We start from the raw sequence: 20,228 nt of genomic DNA, 5'->3' as shown, positions 1-20,228 counted from the left end.
TATCTTATACAATACCATCAATATACTAAGCCGTCCGGAAGGGCGGCTTTCTGCGTTCCGAATATACGCGCAGGATGTACATAGGAAATACCTGATCCGGTTACTGATTGCAAAGCGCAATATCACAGCTTGAGTTCCTCAAAAGAAAAACCGGAAATCAAAGCCGCCTTACAACTGGCACGCGTATAAAAAGCGCTACCTTATCGAAAACATGTTTGCAAAACTGAAAGACTGGCGACCTGTTGCGACCAGATATGATCGCTGCGTCCATACATTCATATCCGCAATCCATATCGCAGCAATTGTCATCTTAAGAACCGTAACTGAACTGTTCTCCAGACTCGTAACTGCCCCGGCAGTCTCCTGCTGCATGCGGCTTTTGGAAACAGTCCGGATATTCAACAGAGAATTAATATTGCATGTTGATCAGAAGTTACTTTTGAGTACCGATTGACAATGAACGTCTGACGAAGATGCGCGGCATCGGCTTCAGGAGTGTTTTTTTCGATACCTTGTCAATAAAGGCACGCAGGTCAGCCAACATCAGGTCCGGCTCTTCCAGAGCAGCAAAATGGCCGCCTCTGGTCATGTTTGTCCAGTGTACGATATTGTAGGTCTTCTCCGCAAACGAGCGTGGCGTTGGCAGGAACACGGGATCTGGAAACGCCGCGACCCCGGTCGGCACACCTATGTGCGTGCCGGCAGGAAACCGATCCGAACCTTCCAGGCGCCTGCCGAGGTAGATCCATGTCGCCGTCATGACTGCCGAAGGTGCAATATAAAGCATGATGTTGGTAATAAGTTCATCCTCCGAGAACCTGCTCCAGATATCCGGGCTGCCATCGGAGAACGTCGGGAGGTCCGCCCACTTACCAAATTTTTCAAGTATCCATCCAGCCGTACCGACCACGCTATTGGCCATAGCAACGCCCAATGTTTGCGGGCGTGTTGACTGCTCGTAACTGTAGCCGGTCTCCCGGTCGAGGATCGCGGCACGGCGGGAGAACAGATCCTTTTCCTCAAGGGTTGTCGGGATCGTGTCATCGGCGAAGACGCTCATCGTGTTGACGTGGATGCCGAATAGCGCAGCGGGTTGTGTACAGGCCATCCAGCTTGCAATGTGTGCGCCCCAGTCGCCACCCTGAACGACATAGCGCGCCTGACCGAACAGACGAACCATCAGTCTGTGCGTAAGTTCGGCTGCCCGGCGCGGGCCTATGACACCGGTAATCGGATTGGAAAAGGCAAAGCCGGGGAGCGAGGGGACGACAACATCCTGTCCGTCTGCAGCCAGGGGATGCAGTAAACGTTCAAACTCAAGATACGAGCCTGGCCAGCCGTGGAGAAGAAGCACGGGTGGCTTGGAACCGTTACCTTTCATATGAACGAAGTGGAGATGCTCTCCTTCGATATCGGTCGTAAAGTTGGGCAATCGGTTAAGGCGCTGTTCGACTGCACGCCAGTCATAGTGATTTTTCCAATAGGTGATGAGGCGCTTCAGGTCATCGATCCCGACGCCCGCTGACCAGCCGCCCGCATCCGGAAGCTGGCTCCAGTCATAGGCTTCGATATTGGCCTTGATCGTAGCGAGCCGTTCGTCAGGTATGGCGATTGTATAGGACGAGATCATGATCTTCTCCGCGTAGGGCGTCGCCTCATGACTTTCCAAATTGGTTATGTTGATGAAGCGTTACACTTTAACTACGCGCGTTCGTCATGGTTCATGACCTCCGCAGCACAGTCTGGTCCGTCACTTGAGCAGGCATCTGGCAGCGATGGAGCGAACCGCGCAGAAAGGTAGGGTAGCCGCACTTGAACGGTTTGGGGTGCGTGCGGATATTGGCGGACGCATTCTCGATCTGCTGTATGGGGCGTTCTCCTGTCGTGTGCTGATTTCCCATACGCGCCGATTACGGATACATGGATCCAGCAGATTGTGGATCAGATGGTCCTGTAAATGGTGTCGTATTTTCGCACGTAGGCCTTTTCCATTGTTGATACTGGCGGATAGGTAAGTCTGTCGACGGACGGGATCATCAGGTGGTCCCCCTTATCCGGGGCGCATCAAGCCATGCTGGCTTTTTCCGGAACGTAAACATCATGACTGGATAGGGAATGAACCGCATATGGCGTGGCTTGTCGTTCTGGCAGCGCATGCTAGCGTCTGTCTGAACCGGATATTTCAGGGACAAACGGAATAATGGAAAGCAGTCATACTTTGCTCCTGAAGGAAAAGATGGCCTATGGCTGTGGTGATGCTGCCTCCAACATGATGTGGGGCATGACGTCATCCTATCTGATGTATTACTACACGGATATCTATGACCTGCCGCTTGTGGCCGTATCGTGGATTCTGCTGGTAGCCCGTGTTGTTGATGCCTTCTGTGATCCAGCCATCGGCTACATTGTTGACCGCATGGGCGGCCTGACTGTGCCGCGCCTGATCCGAACGCTTGCCATACCCTTCGGAATAACGGGGTTCCTGTGCTTTCTGGCCCTGCCGCTTTCGCCCACCGGGAAAGTCCTGTGGGCGGGGCTGACCTATATCGTATTCGGTGCGATCTATTCCTGTATCAACACACCCTATGGTGCACTGGCGGTTATGATAAGCCGATCCGCTACAGAGCGTGTTGGACTGAATGCGTTCCGTATGATGGGCTGCCAGGCCGGATCTCTGCTCGTGGCATTGCTGACCATTCCCGCCATTACCTGGTTGGGTGGGGGCGAAAGTGCGGCGCAGCACCGGTATGGCATGGCGGTGTATGTGCTGGGACTGTCGGTTCTTGGTTGTTTTTTATGGCTCTGCGTGGCGCGTGGCTGCACCGTGCGGCATCCACCAGTTCCCGTCCGGCAGGGGCTGATAGTCACGTTGCGTCATCTTTCTGGAAACCGACAATGGGTAATTAGTAACCTTCTTGCATTCTTTTATTTCGTGGGACAGGCGGCACTGTTCGGATTTGCGCTGTATTACGCCCGCATCGTCCTTGGCGGAACGGAGCAACTGGGTGCCAATATCATTACCTTCATCACCGTCCTGCTGTTTGCGGGTGTGCCGGCGTGCCTTCCGCTTACCCGATATGTGGGGACTGTTCGCAGCGGTATTCTGTGCCTGATTGTACAAGGCATGGCCTATCTGGCGATGGCCGTGGCGGGTGCGTCCATGACCGGTTTTTTCCTTTCAGTCGGTCTTTTGGCTCTGGCGCAGGGAGTAATGTCCCCGCTGTATTACACTCTGCTGGCACACGCCGTGGATGATGGTGATCCACTGACGTCGACCGGATCAGCGGGATTGGCGTATTCGATCAATACATGGGTCACGAAACTGGCGATGGGCCTGACCGGCTTCGTTCTGGCGCAGTTCCTGTCACAGGGACATTATGTTGAGGCGGGAACTACGCAACCACCGGAACTGTCTGCATGGATTACGGCCGGATTTGTCTGGTTGCCGCTGGGGGCGGTCTGTATGCAGGCGCTATGCCTTCTGGCATGGCCGCGACAGGGGCCAGGTATTCTGGGGACAAGGTAATCAGCTACGCAAAGGCTGCGCCGGATTCCAGAACCTTCCTGCATAATTCACGGTCGCGCGGATGATTGGCTGCAAGGAGCTAAACGCCGGGGCCAATCTGTGTGCCATCACTGATCCTGACTGAAGGCACGTCCAAACAGCTTCGGCGCCGATCTGAGCGACAGGGGCGCGTAATACGTTGCTGTCATAGGCTTTACAGCCGCCCTTTTCTGCCCCGTGAGCAGAGCCTGTGCCTGTAAGGGTCCGTTTGGAAATTTGATGTGATAGGTTTTCAAGAAGGTTGGTGCGTGATTCAAACGCAGGCTGTAGATGCCAGCACAACAAGCCCGTATGGCCAACATTACGCGCAAGACGAAACGCTATCCCTTTGATCTGACCGATGAGGAATGCAAGCGCATAGCGCCCCGATGCCGCTTGCGAACCGGCGTGGACGGAAGCGGGCAACTGATTGTCGTGAGACCATCAATGCGCTGCGCTATCCTGTCTGCTCAGGATGCGGCTGGGAAACGCCGTCAGTTCATTTTGGTCCATGGCAGACCACCGTTTCACAGGCTGATGCGCCGTTTCCTGTTCCAGACCATCCATGGTGTCTGTCTGATGCTCGATCATGAAATCGCAGGCTGCGAGACCAGTCCTTACGGTGGTGGCATCGACAGTCGGGACATCAAGGCGCCCCATGCAAAGGAACGCGTTTATGATGTCGGCTGAGATTTCGGATAATACGGAAGGACAGATGATCCTGGATACCATCCGCAAACGCTGGCGTGGGGTAGCGCCTGTTCGCAGATGGGGCCTAAGGCCGCCTTTCTCGAATTCACGGTCGAGACCATCCGGTGCTTCGATACGGCAAAATGATTTGAAATCCTGCCGCGTCAATAAATCCACTGTGGCAGTTACTGATAAACCGCACGCATCAAAATATGTTCCCCGGACTGTCGCAGAGTGAGTAAATTGGACAGGTGAAAAAGCTGAGTGGCGATCAGGAAGTGATGATGCCACTCCTGCTTCGAATGCCGCACCACACAGGTCACGCCAGTGGATATGGGCCGCATGGTGGGGCAAGCCTCTGCTGCCTTATGGCAGCCAGTCTGGTAACCGCACGCGGATAACCCCATTTGAACAGGCCGGACGCGATGATCACAGCAATGCCCACAAAGGTCCAGTTGTCCAGCAATTCGTGGAATACATAAGAGCTGAACGCCACGGCCCACAGCATCTGGCTGTATTGCGGCAGGGCGATCGCGCTGGCGGTCGCACGCGTGGCGGCCATCATCATGAACAGTTGCCCAAGTGCTGCCAGGAAGCCATAGCCGAACAGGAACATCCAGATTGTGGCACCCTGCGGCCAGCTTGCATGGGCCACCATCAGCGCGCCGTTGCCCAGCAGGGGACCGCACAGGCTGGAACTGAATATGGACAGGCGGGGCGTATTTTTTCCTGCCAGCCTGTAGGCAATGACACCCACGGCATTTGCCATGGCCGCGATCAGCGCGCATAGATGCCCGAACTGTAACGCGCGCAGGCCGGGCCGTAGCACGATCAGCACCCCGACAAAGCCCACGATGACAGACAGCCAGTCCAGTGTGGAAACTTTTTCACGCAGCAGCACAACAGAAAGGATGGTCACGAAAAATGGCATCAGGAAAATAAGCGAAAAGGCCTCCGGCATGGGCAGCAGCATGAAGGCTTCGACACTTGCCGCTGTGGCGACAAAGGTGGCAGCCGCCCGTAGCCCCCACATGACCGGCTGCCGGATCACGAACAGATCACGATAGGATTCGTTTTTTCCGCGTATGAAGGGGATCAGCAGCAGGCCAAAGATACCACCGGAAAACGCCACTTCAAACGGGTCAATCAGCCCTGCCAGCAGCTTGGAATAGGCGTCACTGATCGAAAATGCGGCATATGCCGCAAACGCCAGCATCATGCCCGCCGAAAGACCGGTATTCTTCATCCTGACTGCTCACGAAAAAATTGTTCAGGCGCAGATATGGATCCAGGCGAGGAAAGACCAGCGCTTGTCGGTAAATCCAGTCATGCATTTTTTGCGTCGGATTTTATATGACGCGCCTATCTTTTTCATGTAGCAGATTTGCCCCTGAAATCAGGGTACGCCCATGCTACGCCGTCAGCCATAAGAACGTTTTGGGGCTGACCTTATCAACGCTCTGCTGACATGGGTCGTCAGGCATGGGCATCCAGCCATTGGCTGATCGCATCAATGACCTGATCTTCAATACCAAAGTAGCCATGTGGGGACAGGGAGCTACAATCCTTTTTCGATCGGGTGTTTCCCCCTGCAACCATCAGCACATGCACGTCCCTGGAGGCCGTTATGGAGGCTGCGATCCGTTGGGCGGCCTGTGGTGGTGCGACGTCGCATCGGTCAGCGCGATTGGCAACGACAAGAACAGGTATGCGTATCCTTTGCGGGGCGGCAGTGAAAATCGTCTCCCTGCTGCCGCCCATTACTGAAACGGATTCCGTCAGTATGACACCGGCGATACTGTTGGCTGCGGCGTGCGCCGCGGCATTCACGGCCGCGATGCTGCCCTGGCTTGTGCCCAGCAGGAAAACGGGTTCTGGTCCCTGCCGGTGCGCGAAGGTGACGATGTCTTCGACAACGCGCGCATAGGTCGGAGAATTGCGGTGGCCCCTGAGATTGGCATGGTCAATCGTGTCGGGAATAAGAACGGCGTATCCGTGGCTGTTCTACAGGCCGCGCGTGCGCACCACAAAATTGTCTCCGTGGTGGATGCGCCCGGTCTGTTCAAGGCCGATATCCCCTGTCCCGCCGGGCAACATGATGATGATTCCCCGGCGGTTGGCCGGAGTGGAAAAAAGTAACCTTAACTGTTCACCGTCATTCAGGGGCAGGTTGAAGATCCGTTCGTTCTCACCCCGGTCTGGGGGGATGGCTGGATGGGGACGGTCATGTGCGAACATTCCGGACGGCAGGCATATGAGCAAAGAGAGCGTTACGAGCAGGTTCCATGGGTATTTCCACATCGTATGGCCATGCTGCTCCGGTCGAGATGACGGATGGTCATTGTGGAAAGTCGCTGCAAGCTAATCAATATGGATGCCCCCGCTGGCCCTTGCACACCAATATGATGGCCTGGCGCAATGAACTACCCTGATTTTGCCGTAGCAGGACGCTGTGTCCATCACGTCGCTTGGTTGGTTTACATGAATGGTGGTGGGTATTGATCCGGTTTCTTCTGTCTGTTCCGCTATGCAGGGCATGCAGAAGATATTTTATTCATATAAACAGTTACAGATATTTTTTAAATATTATCGAGAGAGTAACAGATCTGAAATATTTAGTGATGGGAACTTTCCATCTCCGCATGATCGCCATGCACAGTTGTGCGGGTGATATGGGCGGATATGACCTGATGTGGTGAAAAATAAGGGAAAAATCATTTCTTTTCTTTCTTTTATAAATATAGACCGGAAAGAAAAATATAATCAGAAGGGTGTGATAAATAATTATACTAAACTGAATAAATAACATATCACATTTTATTTATTTGTATTCATATTGCCCTATCTGCGATCGAAAGAGGTAGATATCTGACATAAAAAGTAATCATTTTAGGATTTGTAAAAATTCGCATAATAAATAGATGTGAAAATATTTATCCATGCGCAGTTATATAAAATACCTATAAAAATAATAATGCATGAATTAAAAATAAATAATTAAAATAGTAATAAATACTACATCGTATGCTTCATCATGGAATAATGCCGTGCTTCAATTGCTTGAAACGATAGTGGACTCCAACATGCCCCTTCTGATTTCTGCCCTGATCGTCTGCATTGCAGGGTCATGGATCACGATGCGCATCATGGCGCGTATTGCTGCGACACCAGGGCGGCAAAACCATTCATGGTATCTGCAATGTGCGGCGGCTGGTGCGACCACCATATGGTGCACCCACTTTCTGGCTTTGCTGGCCTATATGCCCGGCGTGGCCGGGTTGCTGAACATTCCATTCACGCTGTTTTCGTTTGCGATTGCGGCCGGGGGTGTGCTGGCGGCAACCGTTATCGCGACCACCAGCAAAAGCCGGATGGGACCGGCCATGGGGGGCATCGTACTGGGGCTGGCTATTGCTGGTATGCATTATTCAGGCATGTATGCAGTGGATTTTGGCGAACATATGGCATGGAGCGCGCCAACAATCGGGCTGTCCCTGCTGCTGGGCATGGCTTTTGGCACGCTGTCGCTTCAGTGCCTGTTGCGTAGCGGGAACCGGCATCGTGAACTTCTGGCGACGGTCCTGTTTGTCGCGGCCATTGCCGGCCTGCATTTTGTCGGTGTATCCGCCATGCGCACGACCATGCTGTCTGCTGACCTGACGGCAGGTGGCAATACCCCGGTTGTCCTTGGGGTTGCGCTGGCCATTACGACCCTTCTGCTTGTCGCCACGGGCGGGAACAGCTTTTCGATTGATGATGCGACGCGGGCGGAATCTTATGAACGCATGCGCCAGATGGCCCTGCACGACGCCCTGACGTCGCTGCCCAACCGTGTCAGCTTCAACGATCATCTGGACCAGGTGATCGAGGATGCCAAAAAGGACGCGACGCAGTTCGCGCTGATTGGCATTGACCTTAATAAATTCAAGGAAATCAATGATGTAAGGGGGCATGCCGCAGGGGACGCCGTTCTGGTCACCATTGCCAACCGATTTACCGAGATGCTGGGGAAAGGCGAATTCGTGGCCCGGCTGGGTGGTGATGAATTCGCGGCAGTCCATCTGACCAGCGATCCTGACGAACTGAATGCTTTTGTTGCCCGGATCGAGGAAGCCATCAACCTGCCCATCCCGATTGATGATTACGAAGTCACAACCGGCGGCAGCGTGGGGCTGGCGCTGTTCCCGAAGGATGCGACCGACAAGGAAACACTTGTGACACGCGCGGACCTTGCGATGTATCGCGCCAAGGCGGATCCGGTGCGGACGGTCGCGTATTACGAACCCTCCATGGATGAAACGGTCCGTGAAGCGCGCGCGCTGGCGGCGGATCTCCGGACTGCAATGGAAAAGGGCGAACTGTCCCTGCATTATCAGGTACAGACGGCCATAGCGACGGGTGAGATCTTTGGCTACGAAGCCCTGCTGCGCTGGAACCACCCCGAACGTGGCGAGGTGCCCCCTGCGCAGTTCATTCCCGTGGCGGAAGAAAATGGCCTGATCATTCCCCTGGGGGAATGGGTGTTGCAGACCGCATGCGCACAGGCGGCCCACTGGGACCCTTCGTATAAGCTGGCGGTCAACCTGTCACCGGTGCAGTTCTTTCATCCTGACCTGTCACGGCTGGTTCAGGAAACACTGGAAAATACAGGTCTGCCCCCCGCGCGGCTGGAACTGGAATTAACGGAAACTTCAATTATTGATGACAAGCAACGTGCATTGGAAATCGTACGCAGGATCAAGGAACTGGGTGTTTCGATTGCACTGGATGATTTCGGGACGGGTTATTCATCCATCGATACGCTGCGGTCTTTCCCGTTCGACCGGATCAAGCTGGATGGCAGTTTCATGAAGGGGATCGAAACCAATTCGGATGCGGCCGCCATCGTCCGTTCCGTCCTGGCCCTTGGCCGCACCATGAATATTTCCGTGCTAGCGGAAGGGATCGAAACACCACGGCAGCTTGAAGTCCTGCGGGGCGAAGGCTGCGTGGCGGGGCAGGGTTTCCTGCTGGGACGTCCGGCGCGTGCCGAAGCACTGGGACTGCAACCTGCCTGATCCACGATCCCGTTCTGCCGTCTTCTATGCAGACCAACGCACCGTGCCTGCCCAATTGTGAACTGGCCTATCATCATGAATGAACTTCTTATTGCCCCACCGTCCCGCAAACCATCCCTGTCGGGGGTTGCGGCGCTGCGCCTGCTCCATGACGCGACCGAGGCCATTGTTGTCATCGATGAAAAAAATGATGTCATTTTTTTCAATACCGGCGCGGAAAAGCTGTGGAGTTATACGCAGGACGAGGTTCTTGGGCATAATGTCGGGATGCTGGTGCCGGATTTCGCCCGGCAGGGGCATGATGGCTACATCGCCCGTAACCGTGAGACGGATATCAACGCAATTGTCGGCACGTCGCGGGAAATCATATTCGAGAACAGGCATGGCGATTACATCACAGGTGAACTGACGCTGTCAGCAAGCCCGATCGGTCCGAAGGGTGAGAAATACTATCTGGCGTCCATCAAGGCCGTAACGGAAGAAAATCACCGCAAGAAGCTGCTGGATCTGCAGAATACGGTCTTTCAGTCCCTTTCGACCGAAATGCAGATTCAGGATGTGGCTGATCTTGTCTGTCGCGAGGTTGAAAATTTCGTTCCCAATACGGTCGCCATTCTGGTCCTGATTGATGAAGAACATCGCCTGCGCGTTCTGTCCGGCCCCGGCCTGCCCCGACGTTATGCTGCGGCGCTGGAAAACGTGACCCTGTCCGATGCGGACATCATGGCCCTGTCCAATGATCTGGACGAGGCCGCGACAGTTGTGTGGGACAGCTATAAATCCCTCGGGGTTTCGCTGGGCCTTCATCATTGCTGGGCGTCCGCCATCAAGGCAGGCAACGGGAAGATATCGGGAATATTTGCCCTGTTTTCACGCAACCTGAATAAAACCAGCGACTGGCCCCGGAAAGTCGTGGCAGGCTGCGTGCCGTTCTGCAGTGTGCTGATCGAACAGTACGATGCCCGGCACCATATCTCCCAACTGGCAAATTATGATCCCCTGACGGGTTTCCTCAACCGGACCGCCATTCACAAGGTCCTGAAAACCCAGGTTGGCAAGCCGGGCGATAACCATTTCGCGGTGCTGATGCTCAACCTGGACCGTTTCCGTGATATTAACGATGCGCTGGGGCATGCCAACGGGGACGATTTCCTGAAAGCCGTGGCCATACGGATCAAAAGCCTGTGCCGTAGCCATTATATCCTCAGCCGGGCAGGCGGGGATGAGTTCGTCATCATCCTGCCTGATACCAAGGCCGCCAGTGCAACGGCATTCGCCGAAACGTTGATCCATGGCATGGAAGCACCCATCGAAATCGGGGGGAATTTTCTTGCGGCTTCGGTCAGTGTAGGGATCAGCATGTTTCCCGAAAATGGCCCGGACAGTGAGTCCCTGATCGGCCATGCCGAAGCTGCGATGCGTCTTGCCAAGAAGGAAGCTCGGGGCACATTCCGCGTCGCGACACCGGAGGACCATACCGCGGCACAGGATCGTCTTGTCCTTGGGTCCGCCCTGCGTGAATCCCTGGCCAAGGGATTGCTGAACCTGCATTACCAGCCGCAGATTGAAGCGAAAACAGGGAGCCTGTATGGGGTGGAAGCCCTGTCGCGATGGCATCATCCGCATCTGGGTAATATTTTCCCCTCACGCTTCATTGCGGTGGCGGAAGATACCGGGCAGATCGAGGCGATCGGTGCGTGGTGCCTGGAAGAAGCCTGCCGCCAGATTGTTGCATGGGATCATGATGGCGTCGTGATCCCGGCTGTATCGGTCAATCTGTCCGCAGGGCATTTCCGCAAGCGGCAGTTGCCTGAAATGATTTCCAACCTGCTGACCCGGTTCGGTATCGCACCGACGCGACTGACGGTAGAAATAACCGAAAGCGTCATGATGGATGAAAACAAGGATACGATGGATGTGCTGCATGCCATCCGTAACCTGAATGTTGGCCTGTCCATGGATGATTTCGGAACAGGTTATTCATCCCTGTCGCGCCTGACCCGTCTGCCGCTGACTGAAATCAAGATTGATCGCAGCTTCATCATGAATCTGGAACATGATGCAAATGCGCAGGCCGTGACCACCGCCGTTATTGGCATCGGCAACCGTCTGGGCATGACCGTTGTTACGGAAGGGGTTGAAACCGAAGCGCAGTATGAACTTCTGGAAAGCCTGCATTGTGATGTCATGCAGGGCTACCTGTTTGCAAAACCCATGGCGCCCAGGGATCTTGAAACGTGGTTCAGGCAACCACGCAAAATCATGCCAGCGATGCGCAAGATATCGGGTAAGAAACAGAATTCAGGTCAGGCCAAATCAAAATAATAAACGTTTTCGGGCACCGACTTTTTTAAAAAAGCTTCACCAAAAATTTTTACGACAGGGCAGGTTTTAGGGGGCAACTGATGCAGATAGGGGAGCAGATATTTCATCTGCTCCCCTGATCGGCCTAAATCCATGCCTGTTCAGGCTGTAAGGCGTGGACTATCCGTTTCGACCGTGTCGTTTTTGACAACGGCATAGGGGCCACCTGCCAGAATTTCGATGCAGAGCAGACGCATGGCAGCGGTGGCGTAATGCGTACCCAGATGCAGGGATGACTGCCCATCCGTCCATCGGCACGGAACGTTGCGTGGCGCGTACCAGCCATCGTACCATCCCGCTGGTGCATTTTCCGCAAGATGGGTTGTGATGGTACGCGTGGCATTGCCCTCAAACAGTTTGATGTCCTTGACCAGTACACCCAGTTGGCGACGATCATCCACATACGGACCGATTGTATCCGATGGGCGGGCAGTACGGGACATGATGCGCACGTCCTGCACGCCAGGGGGGATCATGAAAAAGACAAACCCGTTGGCTGCGCGTATCTGGTGGATGACGGCATTCGTTTCCGTCAGCAGGTAAAGTGCGGGATCGTCATTCAGGGCAGGAGTTTCGGATACATTGTCCCGGCCCGCCGCAATTGCCCGTGCCTCGATCTGGCGGAAAAGGGGTTCAACAAAATCCTGACTGACGCCAAGGGGGGCTGCGGCATCCCGTGCCCAGTCACGGACCTTTCCGCCAATGCGGATGACATTTCCATCCTGCTGGAAGGCACGACGGTTGCCGGTATCAAGATAGCTTTCCGTCAGCATGCCATCGGCCATGATGACAGAATGTTCTTCTGTTTCTATGTGATGGTAATCATAGGAACGGATCGCGTGGTCGTAGAAGATCGACCGCCCGTTGACCAGCATGCGGGCGGGGATGAACCGGCCGTCAAAAAACAGGCAATGTTCAGCCGTTATCAGCATGTCCTTGCAGGGCACGCCATCGGCAATGGCGTTCTGCATGATCCGCACGGGGTATCCCGCTTCATCATCGGGCATGCCTGCACGGACATGTGCCCGTGCCCTGCCAGCCCATGTCACCCTGCGTGGGATCATCCGGCCGTCCACCAGCGCCAGGACTTCGTCATTTTCCCGGATGTCTTCCACCGCAACCGCGCCGGATGGGGTGGAGATCATCGAACCCGGCAGGAAACAGACCAGAACGCCCGTATCGCCCGTGCTGTTGACGGGGGTAGTGCTGATATACAGGTTCCCGTCGCTGGTTGACTGGAACAGGTTGTGCTGGGTCGCGTAATCGTAAAAATCACCCTGGACCTGAATGGTCTGGCCGGTGGTCGTGACGATATTGGTGCTGTCGCCGGACTGCGATACGGAAGCAATGGCGGTCGCATTCGGAATTTCTATGGTTGCGCCCGGCTGGTCAAACCCGGTGATGCTGGGGAATTCCAGAATGGATACATTGGACCCCGGTGTAATGACCAGTGTTCCACCACCCGTGCCGAAATTGACCGTTGACCCCCCCAGTGCGGCGATGGCATCGGCCCCCTGCACCTGGTTGATCATCAGGGTGCCACCATTCTCGATATTATAGGTGGTGCCGGACAGGGCTGAAATGGCATCTTCGCCCGCCAGGGTGACGGTTCCCCCGTTTGCGGTAATCGTGGTGCCGGTCACGGCGGATATAAGGGATCCGTCGGTGCCGGTCAGTGTTACATGCGCCCCGTCCTCGGATGTTACGGAATAGGGGTTTAGCGCGCCGACCAGGGTCGGGGCAAAGGAGAGGGTCGCATTGACATCGCTTCCTTCGAATGTGGCAGTTGCGCCGCCTATACCTACGATTCCAATTATCCATCCTGCTGGGGCAAGAATATAATCGCCGCTCTGATTGACGGTATTTTCATATCCATAAATAATATTTGTGTCTGACATTTTAATTTATCCCTTTTTTATTTATATATTTGTTTTTAAATTGCGATAACGGATTTTTATTTTAATAAGAAGCATGGCAGGCACCTTTTTTCTGGAATGGTTCAGGCAGGGAAGTTCATAAAATCCGAATTCGCAGTCTATTTTATAAAAATGATCAATCCGTAAACGGACGACGTGGCATCGTGATGACGGAAACAGGCCGCCTGTCCGTGAAAACAGGGGAAGACCCTGCGTTGATATGTGCCGGTGGCGCCGGGTCCATGGCGTTCAGGCGCGTGCGTCGGCCTGCGCCTGCTCCTGTTCCGCAATGGTACGGATCCTGCGGTGTAGGGTGGACCGGCTTATGCCCAGCATGCGGGCGGCGACCGCAACCTTGCCGCGTGCGCTGGCCAGTGCGGTATGGATGGCCATGGTCTGGGCTTCGCGCAATGGCGCGGTCGGGGCGGGGATGGCCGTATCATCCAGCAGGCACACATTTACATCCTGCGTGGGGGGAAGACCCATCTGCGCACGCGCGGCATGGGTCGCCCCCACTACGTGCCGGTCGCGGTCCAGTGCGACCAGCGGAACGGACGCCCCTGCCGCATTGCCCAGCAGCATGATGGCATGGCCACGATACCGGTCCATGAAACAGGCCTGTTCAATCTGCTGCGCCGCCTGCAGCAGGTTGGATGCAATCAGCACGCCCAGGCTGCCATCGGGCGTGGGATGGAACGAACTGGCATTGAGCGCGCCCGCCATCCGGCCCGATGCGTCATAAACCGGCGTTGCAATCCCTGCCAGCCCATGCAGGCCACTGCGCCAGTGCTGGTTGCGGTGGACGCTTATGCTGCGTTGTTCAGCCAGGCACGTGCCGATGCCGTTTGTCCCGGCATGACGTTCGTCCCATACCGCGCCGGGCCAGAAATGCCACCGGCGGCAACCACGTCGGAGGGTGCTGGCCGCCTGATGCGTCAGTACGATGCCATCCATGTCCGACAGCATGACGGTATAACCAACCGGGGCAAGCGCCGTGTGCAGCCGTTCCATTTCCGGCCCCGCAAAATACAGCAGCCGCCCCATGCGCAAACATGCCTGCCGCAGTTCCGCGCCCGACAGTACGTCGGGCAGGGTGGCCGCTGCGGGGTCAAGGCCGTACTCGTGCCGGCAACGCTGCCATGAGGCTTCAAGCCCCGTCTGGAGCGTATCCATGGCCGGAACGGCAGGACGCAGGAAGCTGGAACCACGCAGCATGCTGTTTCCTTGCGTTCAGTATTGCGGGGGGTGGCGGATAAACACCTGCCTGAGTGTCGCGGTTTCGCGACACTTTGTACACATCGCGTCACATGGGCGTGAACGGGCCGTGGTGTGTCCTTGCCCGCAATGGCGCAATGCGTGTGTGCTGCACACAGCCCGGCAGCATGCACAGGCGCAGTGCTGCGGGACCAGAAAAAAAACAGGGAAAATAACCATGCAAATAGCGCGTGAAACGCTGCTGCGCTCCTACCGGGCCATGCGGACCATCCGCATGTTCGAAGAGCGCCTGCATGTTGAATTCGCCACGGGGGAAATTCCCGGTTTCGTTCATCTGTACTGTGGCGAGGAAGCATCCGCCGTAGGCGTGTGCGCCAACCTGACGGATAACGATACCATAGCCAGCACCCATCGCGGCCATGGCCACTGCATTGCCAAGGGTGTGGGTGTGGCAGGCATGATGGCCGAAATCTATGGCCGCAGCACTGGCGTATGCCGTGGCAAGGGCGGGTCGATGCATATTGCCGATCTTGCCTGTGGCATGCTGGGGGCGAACGGGATCGTGGGCGGCGGCCCGCCGCTGATCTGCGGGGCGGCGCTGTCGCACAAGACCCTGCGTGACGGTGGGGTGGCCGTGGCGTTCTATGGCGATGGGGCGTCGAACGAGGGATCGACACTGGAAAGTCTCAACCTGGCTTCCGTATGGAACCTGCCCGCTGTGTTCGTGGTGGAAGATAATGGCTATGGCGAAGCCACTGCCGCGTCCTATGCCTGCGCCGGCACGCAGCAGGCACGGGCGGCGGGTTTTGGCATGCCCTATATCGAATGTGACGGGTCGGACTACTTTGCCGTCCATCAGGCCGCGGGTGAGGCGATTGCCCATGCGCGCGAAGGCAAGGGACCGGTCATGCTGCATGTCCACCTGGCGCGCTGGTACGGACATTTTGAAGGGGACGCCATGACCTACCGCGCGGCGGATGAAGTGGCGATTGCCAAACGTGACCATGACTGTCTCAAGCTGTTCCGCACGCGCGTGACACAGGCTGGTCTGTTTGAGGGTAGCGAACTCGATGAGGTCGATGCCGCCGTCGCGGACGAAATCGAGGCCGCCGTGGTGCAGGCCAAGGACGACCCGCTGCCGCAATCCGCCGACCTGCTGGCGGATGTGTATGTCCGTTACTGACCCGTATCCCCGGGAGGCTGCCTGAAAAATCAGATCAGGAAACACCCTGCAACCATAAGAAAGTTTTTGGCGAAGATTTTTCCAGAACGCTTGGAAAGACGCCGCCCGGAAACTTTTATTTTTTATCATCAGGTTGTTTCCAAACAGCCTCCAATGCATGGAAGAAATGAACCATGAGCAAGAAAAGCTTTCGGCAGGCGATCAATGAAGCCCTGAGGCAGGAAATGCGCCGCGATCCCACCGTTATCCTGATGGGTGAAGATGTCGCGGGCGGCCGTGGCGGATCGGCTGGCGTAAAGGACGCATGGGGCGGCGTGCTGGGCGTGACCAAGGGATTGCTGGAGGAATTTGGCGACACCCGCGTGCTGGATACCCCCATTACCGAGGCATCGTATATCGGGGCCGCCGCAGGTGCCGCCGTGACCGGACTGCGGCCGGTGGCGGAACTGATGTTTGTCGATTTCGTCGGCTGCTGTCTGGACCAGATCATGAACCAGGCGGCCAAGTTCCGTTACATGTTCGGCGGCAAGGCCCGCACCCCGCTGGTGATCCGTGCCATGTTCGGCGCGGGCTTCAATGCCGCCGCCCAGCACAGTCAGGCGCTGTACCCGCTGTTTACGCATATTCCCGGCCTGAAGGTGGTCATCCCGTCCTCACCCTACGAAGCCAAGGGCCTGCTGATTTCAGCCATCCGCGATGATGATCCCGTCATCTTCCTTGAAAACAAGGTGATGTATGATGAGGAGGAAGACGTGCCAGACGAACCCTATGCCATCCCGTTTGGCGAAGCCAACCTGACGCGGGAGGGACGCGATGTCACCATCGTCGCCTTTGGCCGCATGGTCGGATTGGCCAACCAGGCGGCCGACCGGCTGGAAAAGAAGGGAATCAGTTGCACGGTCATTGACCCGCGCACGACGTCCCCACTTGATCGCGACACCATCCTGGAATGCGTGGCCGATACCGGGCGGCTGGTGATCGTTGATGAATCCAGCCCACGGTGCAACATGGCCACCGATATCGCGGCCATTGTGGCGGAAGAGGCATTCGATATCCTGCGCGCACCCATCCGCCGCGTGGTGCCGCCGCATACGCCGGTTCCCTTCGCCACCGTTCTGGAAACGCTGTACCTGCCCAGCGTGGACAGGATCGAGGCCGCCGTGACCGCCACCATGGCCCATCGCGTAGTGGAGAAAGTCTGACATGACCCATGACATAACCCCCATCACCATGCCTAAATTCGGGCTGGCCATGACCGAAGGCAAGATTGCCGGGTGGATGGTCGAACCGGACACGGCCATCAAAACCGGTGACGAACTGGTTGATATCGAAACCAGCAAGATCACCAATGCCTTTGAAAGTCCCGTAACCGGCACGCTGCGGCGACAGGTCGCGGGCAACGGGGAAATGCTGCCCGTGGGCGCGCTGATTGGCGTTGTGGCCGACCCGGCGGTGCCGGATACGGATATTGACGCCTTCATTACCCGCTTCCAGACTGAATTTGCGGCATCAGCCGATGCGCAGTCGGACAGTGCGCCGGCTGATGAACCGGTCATGATGACGGTGGGCAATCATACCCTGCGCGTGCATGAACGGGGGGAAGGCGATGGCACGCCCCTGCTGCTGATCCATGGGTTTGGCGGTGACCTGAAAAACTGGATGCTCAATCACGCAGCCCTTGCGCATGGGCGACGTGTCATTGCCTTTGACCTGCCGGGACATGGCGGATCATCAAAGGATGTCGGGCCGGGCACGCTGGCGTTCTTCGCCGATGTTACGGCGCAGCTTCTGGCGCAGCTTAAAATTGAACAGGCGCATGTCATGGGGCATTCGCTGGGTGGTGGTATTGCGCTGACACTGGCGCATACTGTTCCGCAGAGCGTGGCCTCGCTGGTGCTGGTGGCGCCTGCCGGGCTTGGGCCGCAGATCAACATGACCTTCATCAACGGCTTTATCGAAGCCGATCGCGTGCGCGCGGTGCAGGACGTGCTGAAATACCTTGTGCATGACAAATCGCTGATCGGGCGGCGCATGTCAGATGACGTGCTGCGCTATAAACGGCTGGATGGAGTGCAGGCCGCACTGCGCACGGTGGCGGATGCCTGTTTCCCGGGTGGGCATCAGGGCGATGACCTGCGTCCCGCGCTGGCGGCGGTGGATATTCCGGTAACCGTGATCTGGGGCCGGGAAGATGAAATCCTGCCCGCGACACAGGCCGATGGCCTGTCCACGGCCGTTGAACGGCACATCCTGCCGGATATCGGGCATATGCCCCAGCTTGAAAGCGCAGCCAGGGTTAATGAAATGGTAGAGGAATTCATGAAATCGAAAGTCGTCGCTACATAAAGGGAAAAACCTGAATACAGGCTGTATTCGTAGAATTTCCCCACTGATAAATAAAAGTTTCCGGGTGCCGCCTTTTTTCAAAAAGGCGGCATTCCCGTGTTTTACCTTAAGCAACCATGCCGAAAGCATTCTTATGGAATGCTGGATATTCCGTTGGCAGGATCCACGAATGGTTCTTTATGCACGGAACTGTTTCGAATTAATAACGATATCGAATACTGTTCCCCTTTCGCCTGTAATGTTTCGTATTGCGAAAAATTTTCTGTGACTGCAGGTCACCAGAAGGTGTGCCCCACGGACTTGCCATGCCACCCCCGATGTGTATTCACTTGGAGCATAACAAAGCGGCAAAGCAAGAACAGTCGGACTGGAAAACCAGTTACGGCACGGGAATAATAATAATGTTTGTCGGAATTGATCTGGGCACGTCCGCCCTCAAGGCCGTTCTGGTTGACGGCAACCAGCATGTCATAGGCAGTCATTCATATCCGTTGCGTGTCAGTTCGCCCCATCCGGGGTGGAACGAACAGGCACCACAGGACTGGTGGACGGCGCTGCTGGGTGCGATGGACGCACTGGCCGCCGCCCATCCGGCCGAAATGGCGCAGGTTACGGGCATGGGCCTGTCCGGTCAGCAGCATGGCGCGGTCCTGATGGGGCGGGATGGTGATGTGCTGCGCCCGTGCATCCTGTGGAATGACGTGCGCGCGGTGGCGCAATGCGCGGAATTTGAACGCAGGTTTCCCCAGAGTCGTGAAATATGCGGCAACATCGCCATGCCGGGCTTTACCGCGCCCAAGCTGCTGTGGGTGGCAGAACATGAACCGGGGGTCTTTGCCGCCACCCGCCATGTCCTGCTGCCCAAGGCATGGCTGCGTTACCGCATGACCGGCGACATGATCGAGGACATGTCGGATGCGGCGGGTTCGCTATGGCTGGATGTGGGGCGTCGCTGCTGGTCCGATGATGCGCTGGCGGCGACCGGCCTGCAGCGTGACAACATGCCTGCACTGGTGGAAGGCACGGCGCCCGCAGGTATTCTGGATTCAGCACTGGCCCGGCGCTGGGGCATGAATGCGCGCCCGGTCATGGCGGGCGGTGCCGGTGATAACGCGGCGGGTGCCGTGGGGCTGGGCGCGGTCAGGGCAGGGTCGTCTTTCCTGTCGCTGGGGACATCGGGCGTGCTGTGGGTGACAACCGACCGGTTCCGGCCGCATCCACAGGGTGGGATCCATGCTTTCTGCCATGCCGTGCCCGATATGTGGCACCAGATGGGGGTGACACTGTCGGCTGCGTCTTCGCTGGCATGGTGGGCGCGTACGACCGGCATGGCGGAGCGCGACCTGCTGGCGGAACTGCCTGCGCATGTGACGCGGCCATCGCCTGTTGTTTTCCTGCCGTATCTGTCGGGTGAACGGACACCCTATAATGACGGGCGTATCCGCGGCATGTTTGCCGGCCTGTCCCATAACACCACGCGCGCGGACATGACGCAGGCCGTGCTGGAAGGTGTCGCCTTTTCCTTCCGCGATGTGGTGGATGCGCTGGCGAATGCCGGTTCCATCGTGACACAGGCGGACGTGATCGGTGGCGGGTCCAACAGCCGCACATGGGTTTCCATCCTGTCCAGCGTCACGGGTCTGTCGCTGCACCGGCTGGCGCATGGGGAACAGGGGGGCGCATTTGGCGCCGCCCGCCTGGCCCGCATTGCCGTGACGGGGGAGGCGGTGGAGGCCGTCTGCCTGCCACAGCAGCGCGAGGAAACACTGGATCCCGATCCCGAACTGGTCAGCGCCTATGCCGCGCCGCTGGCGTTTTACCGCAGGCTCTATCCTGCCCTTCGTTCCGCAATGGATGCGCAGCCCGCCTGAACGGACGCTGCGTCATGCTTGTGGCATGTCCCGACCGGGTAA

General features: G+C 56.7%; 12 protein-coding genes and 3 pseudogenes. 9 read left to right on the top strand and 6 right to left on the bottom strand.

Features of this window, described 5'->3' with window-relative positions; translation table 11 throughout:
• Window positions 1-184: 184 nt before the first annotated feature.
• Window positions 185-310 (top strand): annotated as a pseudogene (locus AC1RQ9_RS11940) (IS5/IS1182 family transposase); the annotation flags it as partial.
• A 123-nt stretch (window positions 311-433) separates the two neighbouring features.
• On the opposite strand, the gene AC1RQ9_RS11935 reads toward AC1RQ9_RS11940, so the two are convergent.
• Window positions 434-1,630 carry an epoxide hydrolase family protein gene (locus AC1RQ9_RS11935; protein WP_485987108.1) on the bottom strand — a complete coding sequence of 399 codons (1,197 nt, stop codon included), beginning with the start codon at window positions 1,628-1,630 and terminating at the stop codon, window positions 434-436.
• A gap of 570 nt (window positions 1,631-2,200) precedes the next feature.
• Between AC1RQ9_RS11935 and AC1RQ9_RS11930 the strand changes: the two genes are divergently transcribed.
• Complete coding sequence (locus tag AC1RQ9_RS11930) at window positions 2,201-3,526, top strand: MFS transporter (RefSeq protein WP_485987106.1); 1,326 nt, start codon at window positions 2,201-2,203, stop codon at window positions 3,524-3,526.
• Window positions 3,527-3,835: 309 nt separating this feature from the next.
• A pseudogene (locus AC1RQ9_RS11925) lies at window positions 3,836-4,378 on the top strand (transposase); the annotation flags it as partial.
• A gap of 175 nt (window positions 4,379-4,553) precedes the next feature.
• On the opposite strand, the gene AC1RQ9_RS11920 reads toward AC1RQ9_RS11925, so the two are convergent.
• From AC1RQ9_RS11920 to AC1RQ9_RS11910, 3 genes and pseudogenes are all read right to left on the bottom strand, one after another.
• Window positions 4,554-5,480, bottom strand: a complete 927-nt coding sequence (locus AC1RQ9_RS11920) for a DMT family transporter (RefSeq protein WP_485987105.1) — start codon at window positions 5,478-5,480, stop codon at window positions 4,554-4,556.
• A 230-nt stretch (window positions 5,481-5,710) separates the two neighbouring features.
• Window positions 5,711-6,223: pseudogene (locus AC1RQ9_RS11915) on the bottom strand (alpha/beta fold hydrolase); the annotation flags it as partial.
• 15 nt (window positions 6,224-6,238) lie between these two features.
• Window positions 6,239-6,472: a hypothetical protein gene (locus AC1RQ9_RS11910; RefSeq protein ID WP_485987104.1), complete on the bottom strand. Its 234-nt coding sequence runs from the start codon at window positions 6,470-6,472 to the stop codon at window positions 6,239-6,241.
• 845 nt (window positions 6,473-7,317) lie between these two features.
• Between AC1RQ9_RS11910 and AC1RQ9_RS11905 the strand changes: the two genes are divergently transcribed.
• A complete protein-coding gene (locus tag AC1RQ9_RS11905) occupies window positions 7,318-9,291 on the top strand; it encodes a putative bifunctional diguanylate cyclase/phosphodiesterase (protein ID WP_485987103.1) in 1,974 nt (657 codons plus the stop codon).
• 75 nt (window positions 9,292-9,366) lie between these two features.
• Window positions 9,367-11,616: an EAL domain-containing protein gene (locus AC1RQ9_RS11900; RefSeq protein WP_227672794.1), complete on the top strand. Its 2,250-nt coding sequence runs from the start codon at window positions 9,367-9,369 to the stop codon at window positions 11,614-11,616.
• 140 nt (window positions 11,617-11,756) lie between these two features.
• Here the strand turns inward: AC1RQ9_RS11900 and AC1RQ9_RS11895 are convergent, their stop codons facing one another.
• Both AC1RQ9_RS11895 and AC1RQ9_RS11890 read right to left on the bottom strand, forming a co-directional pair.
• Window positions 11,757-13,553, bottom strand: a complete 1,797-nt coding sequence (locus AC1RQ9_RS11895; RefSeq protein ID WP_485987102.1) for a Hint domain-containing protein — start codon at window positions 13,551-13,553, stop codon at window positions 11,757-11,759.
• Window positions 13,554-13,820: 267 nt separating this feature from the next.
• Entirely contained in the window at window positions 13,821-14,786 is a 966-nt protein-coding gene (locus AC1RQ9_RS11890) for a helix-turn-helix domain-containing protein (RefSeq protein WP_485987101.1), read from the bottom strand.
• A gap of 217 nt (window positions 14,787-15,003) precedes the next feature.
• Here AC1RQ9_RS11890 and AC1RQ9_RS11885 point away from each other — a divergent pair, with 217 nt between their 5' ends.
• The 4 genes from AC1RQ9_RS11885 (at window position 15,004) to xylB (ending at window position 20,186) form a co-directional block, all read left to right on the top strand.
• A complete protein-coding gene (locus tag AC1RQ9_RS11885; protein WP_193733823.1) occupies window positions 15,004-15,969 on the top strand; it encodes a thiamine pyrophosphate-dependent dehydrogenase E1 component subunit alpha in 966 nt (321 codons plus the stop codon).
• A 173-nt stretch (window positions 15,970-16,142) separates the two neighbouring features.
• Complete coding sequence (locus tag AC1RQ9_RS11880) at window positions 16,143-17,171, top strand: alpha-ketoacid dehydrogenase subunit beta (RefSeq protein WP_485987099.1); 1,029 nt, start codon at window positions 16,143-16,145, stop codon at window positions 17,169-17,171.
• Window position 17,172: 1 nt separating this feature from the next.
• Window positions 17,173-18,315 carry an acetoin dehydrogenase dihydrolipoyllysine-residue acetyltransferase subunit gene (locus tag AC1RQ9_RS11875; RefSeq protein WP_485987098.1) on the top strand — a complete coding sequence of 381 codons (1,143 nt, stop codon included), beginning with the start codon at window positions 17,173-17,175 and terminating at the stop codon, window positions 18,313-18,315.
• A gap of 401 nt (window positions 18,316-18,716) precedes the next feature.
• Window positions 18,717-20,186 carry a xylulokinase gene (gene xylB, locus AC1RQ9_RS11870; protein ID WP_485987097.1) on the top strand — a complete coding sequence of 490 codons (1,470 nt, stop codon included), beginning with the start codon at window positions 18,717-18,719 and terminating at the stop codon, window positions 20,184-20,186.
• Window positions 20,187-20,228: the final 42 nt, after the last annotated feature.

The organism is Komagataeibacter ossonobensis, from assembly GCF_057359305.1.
Note: the sequence above shows the minus strand (reverse complement) of the source record. Positions and strands in the feature narration are given on the sequence as shown.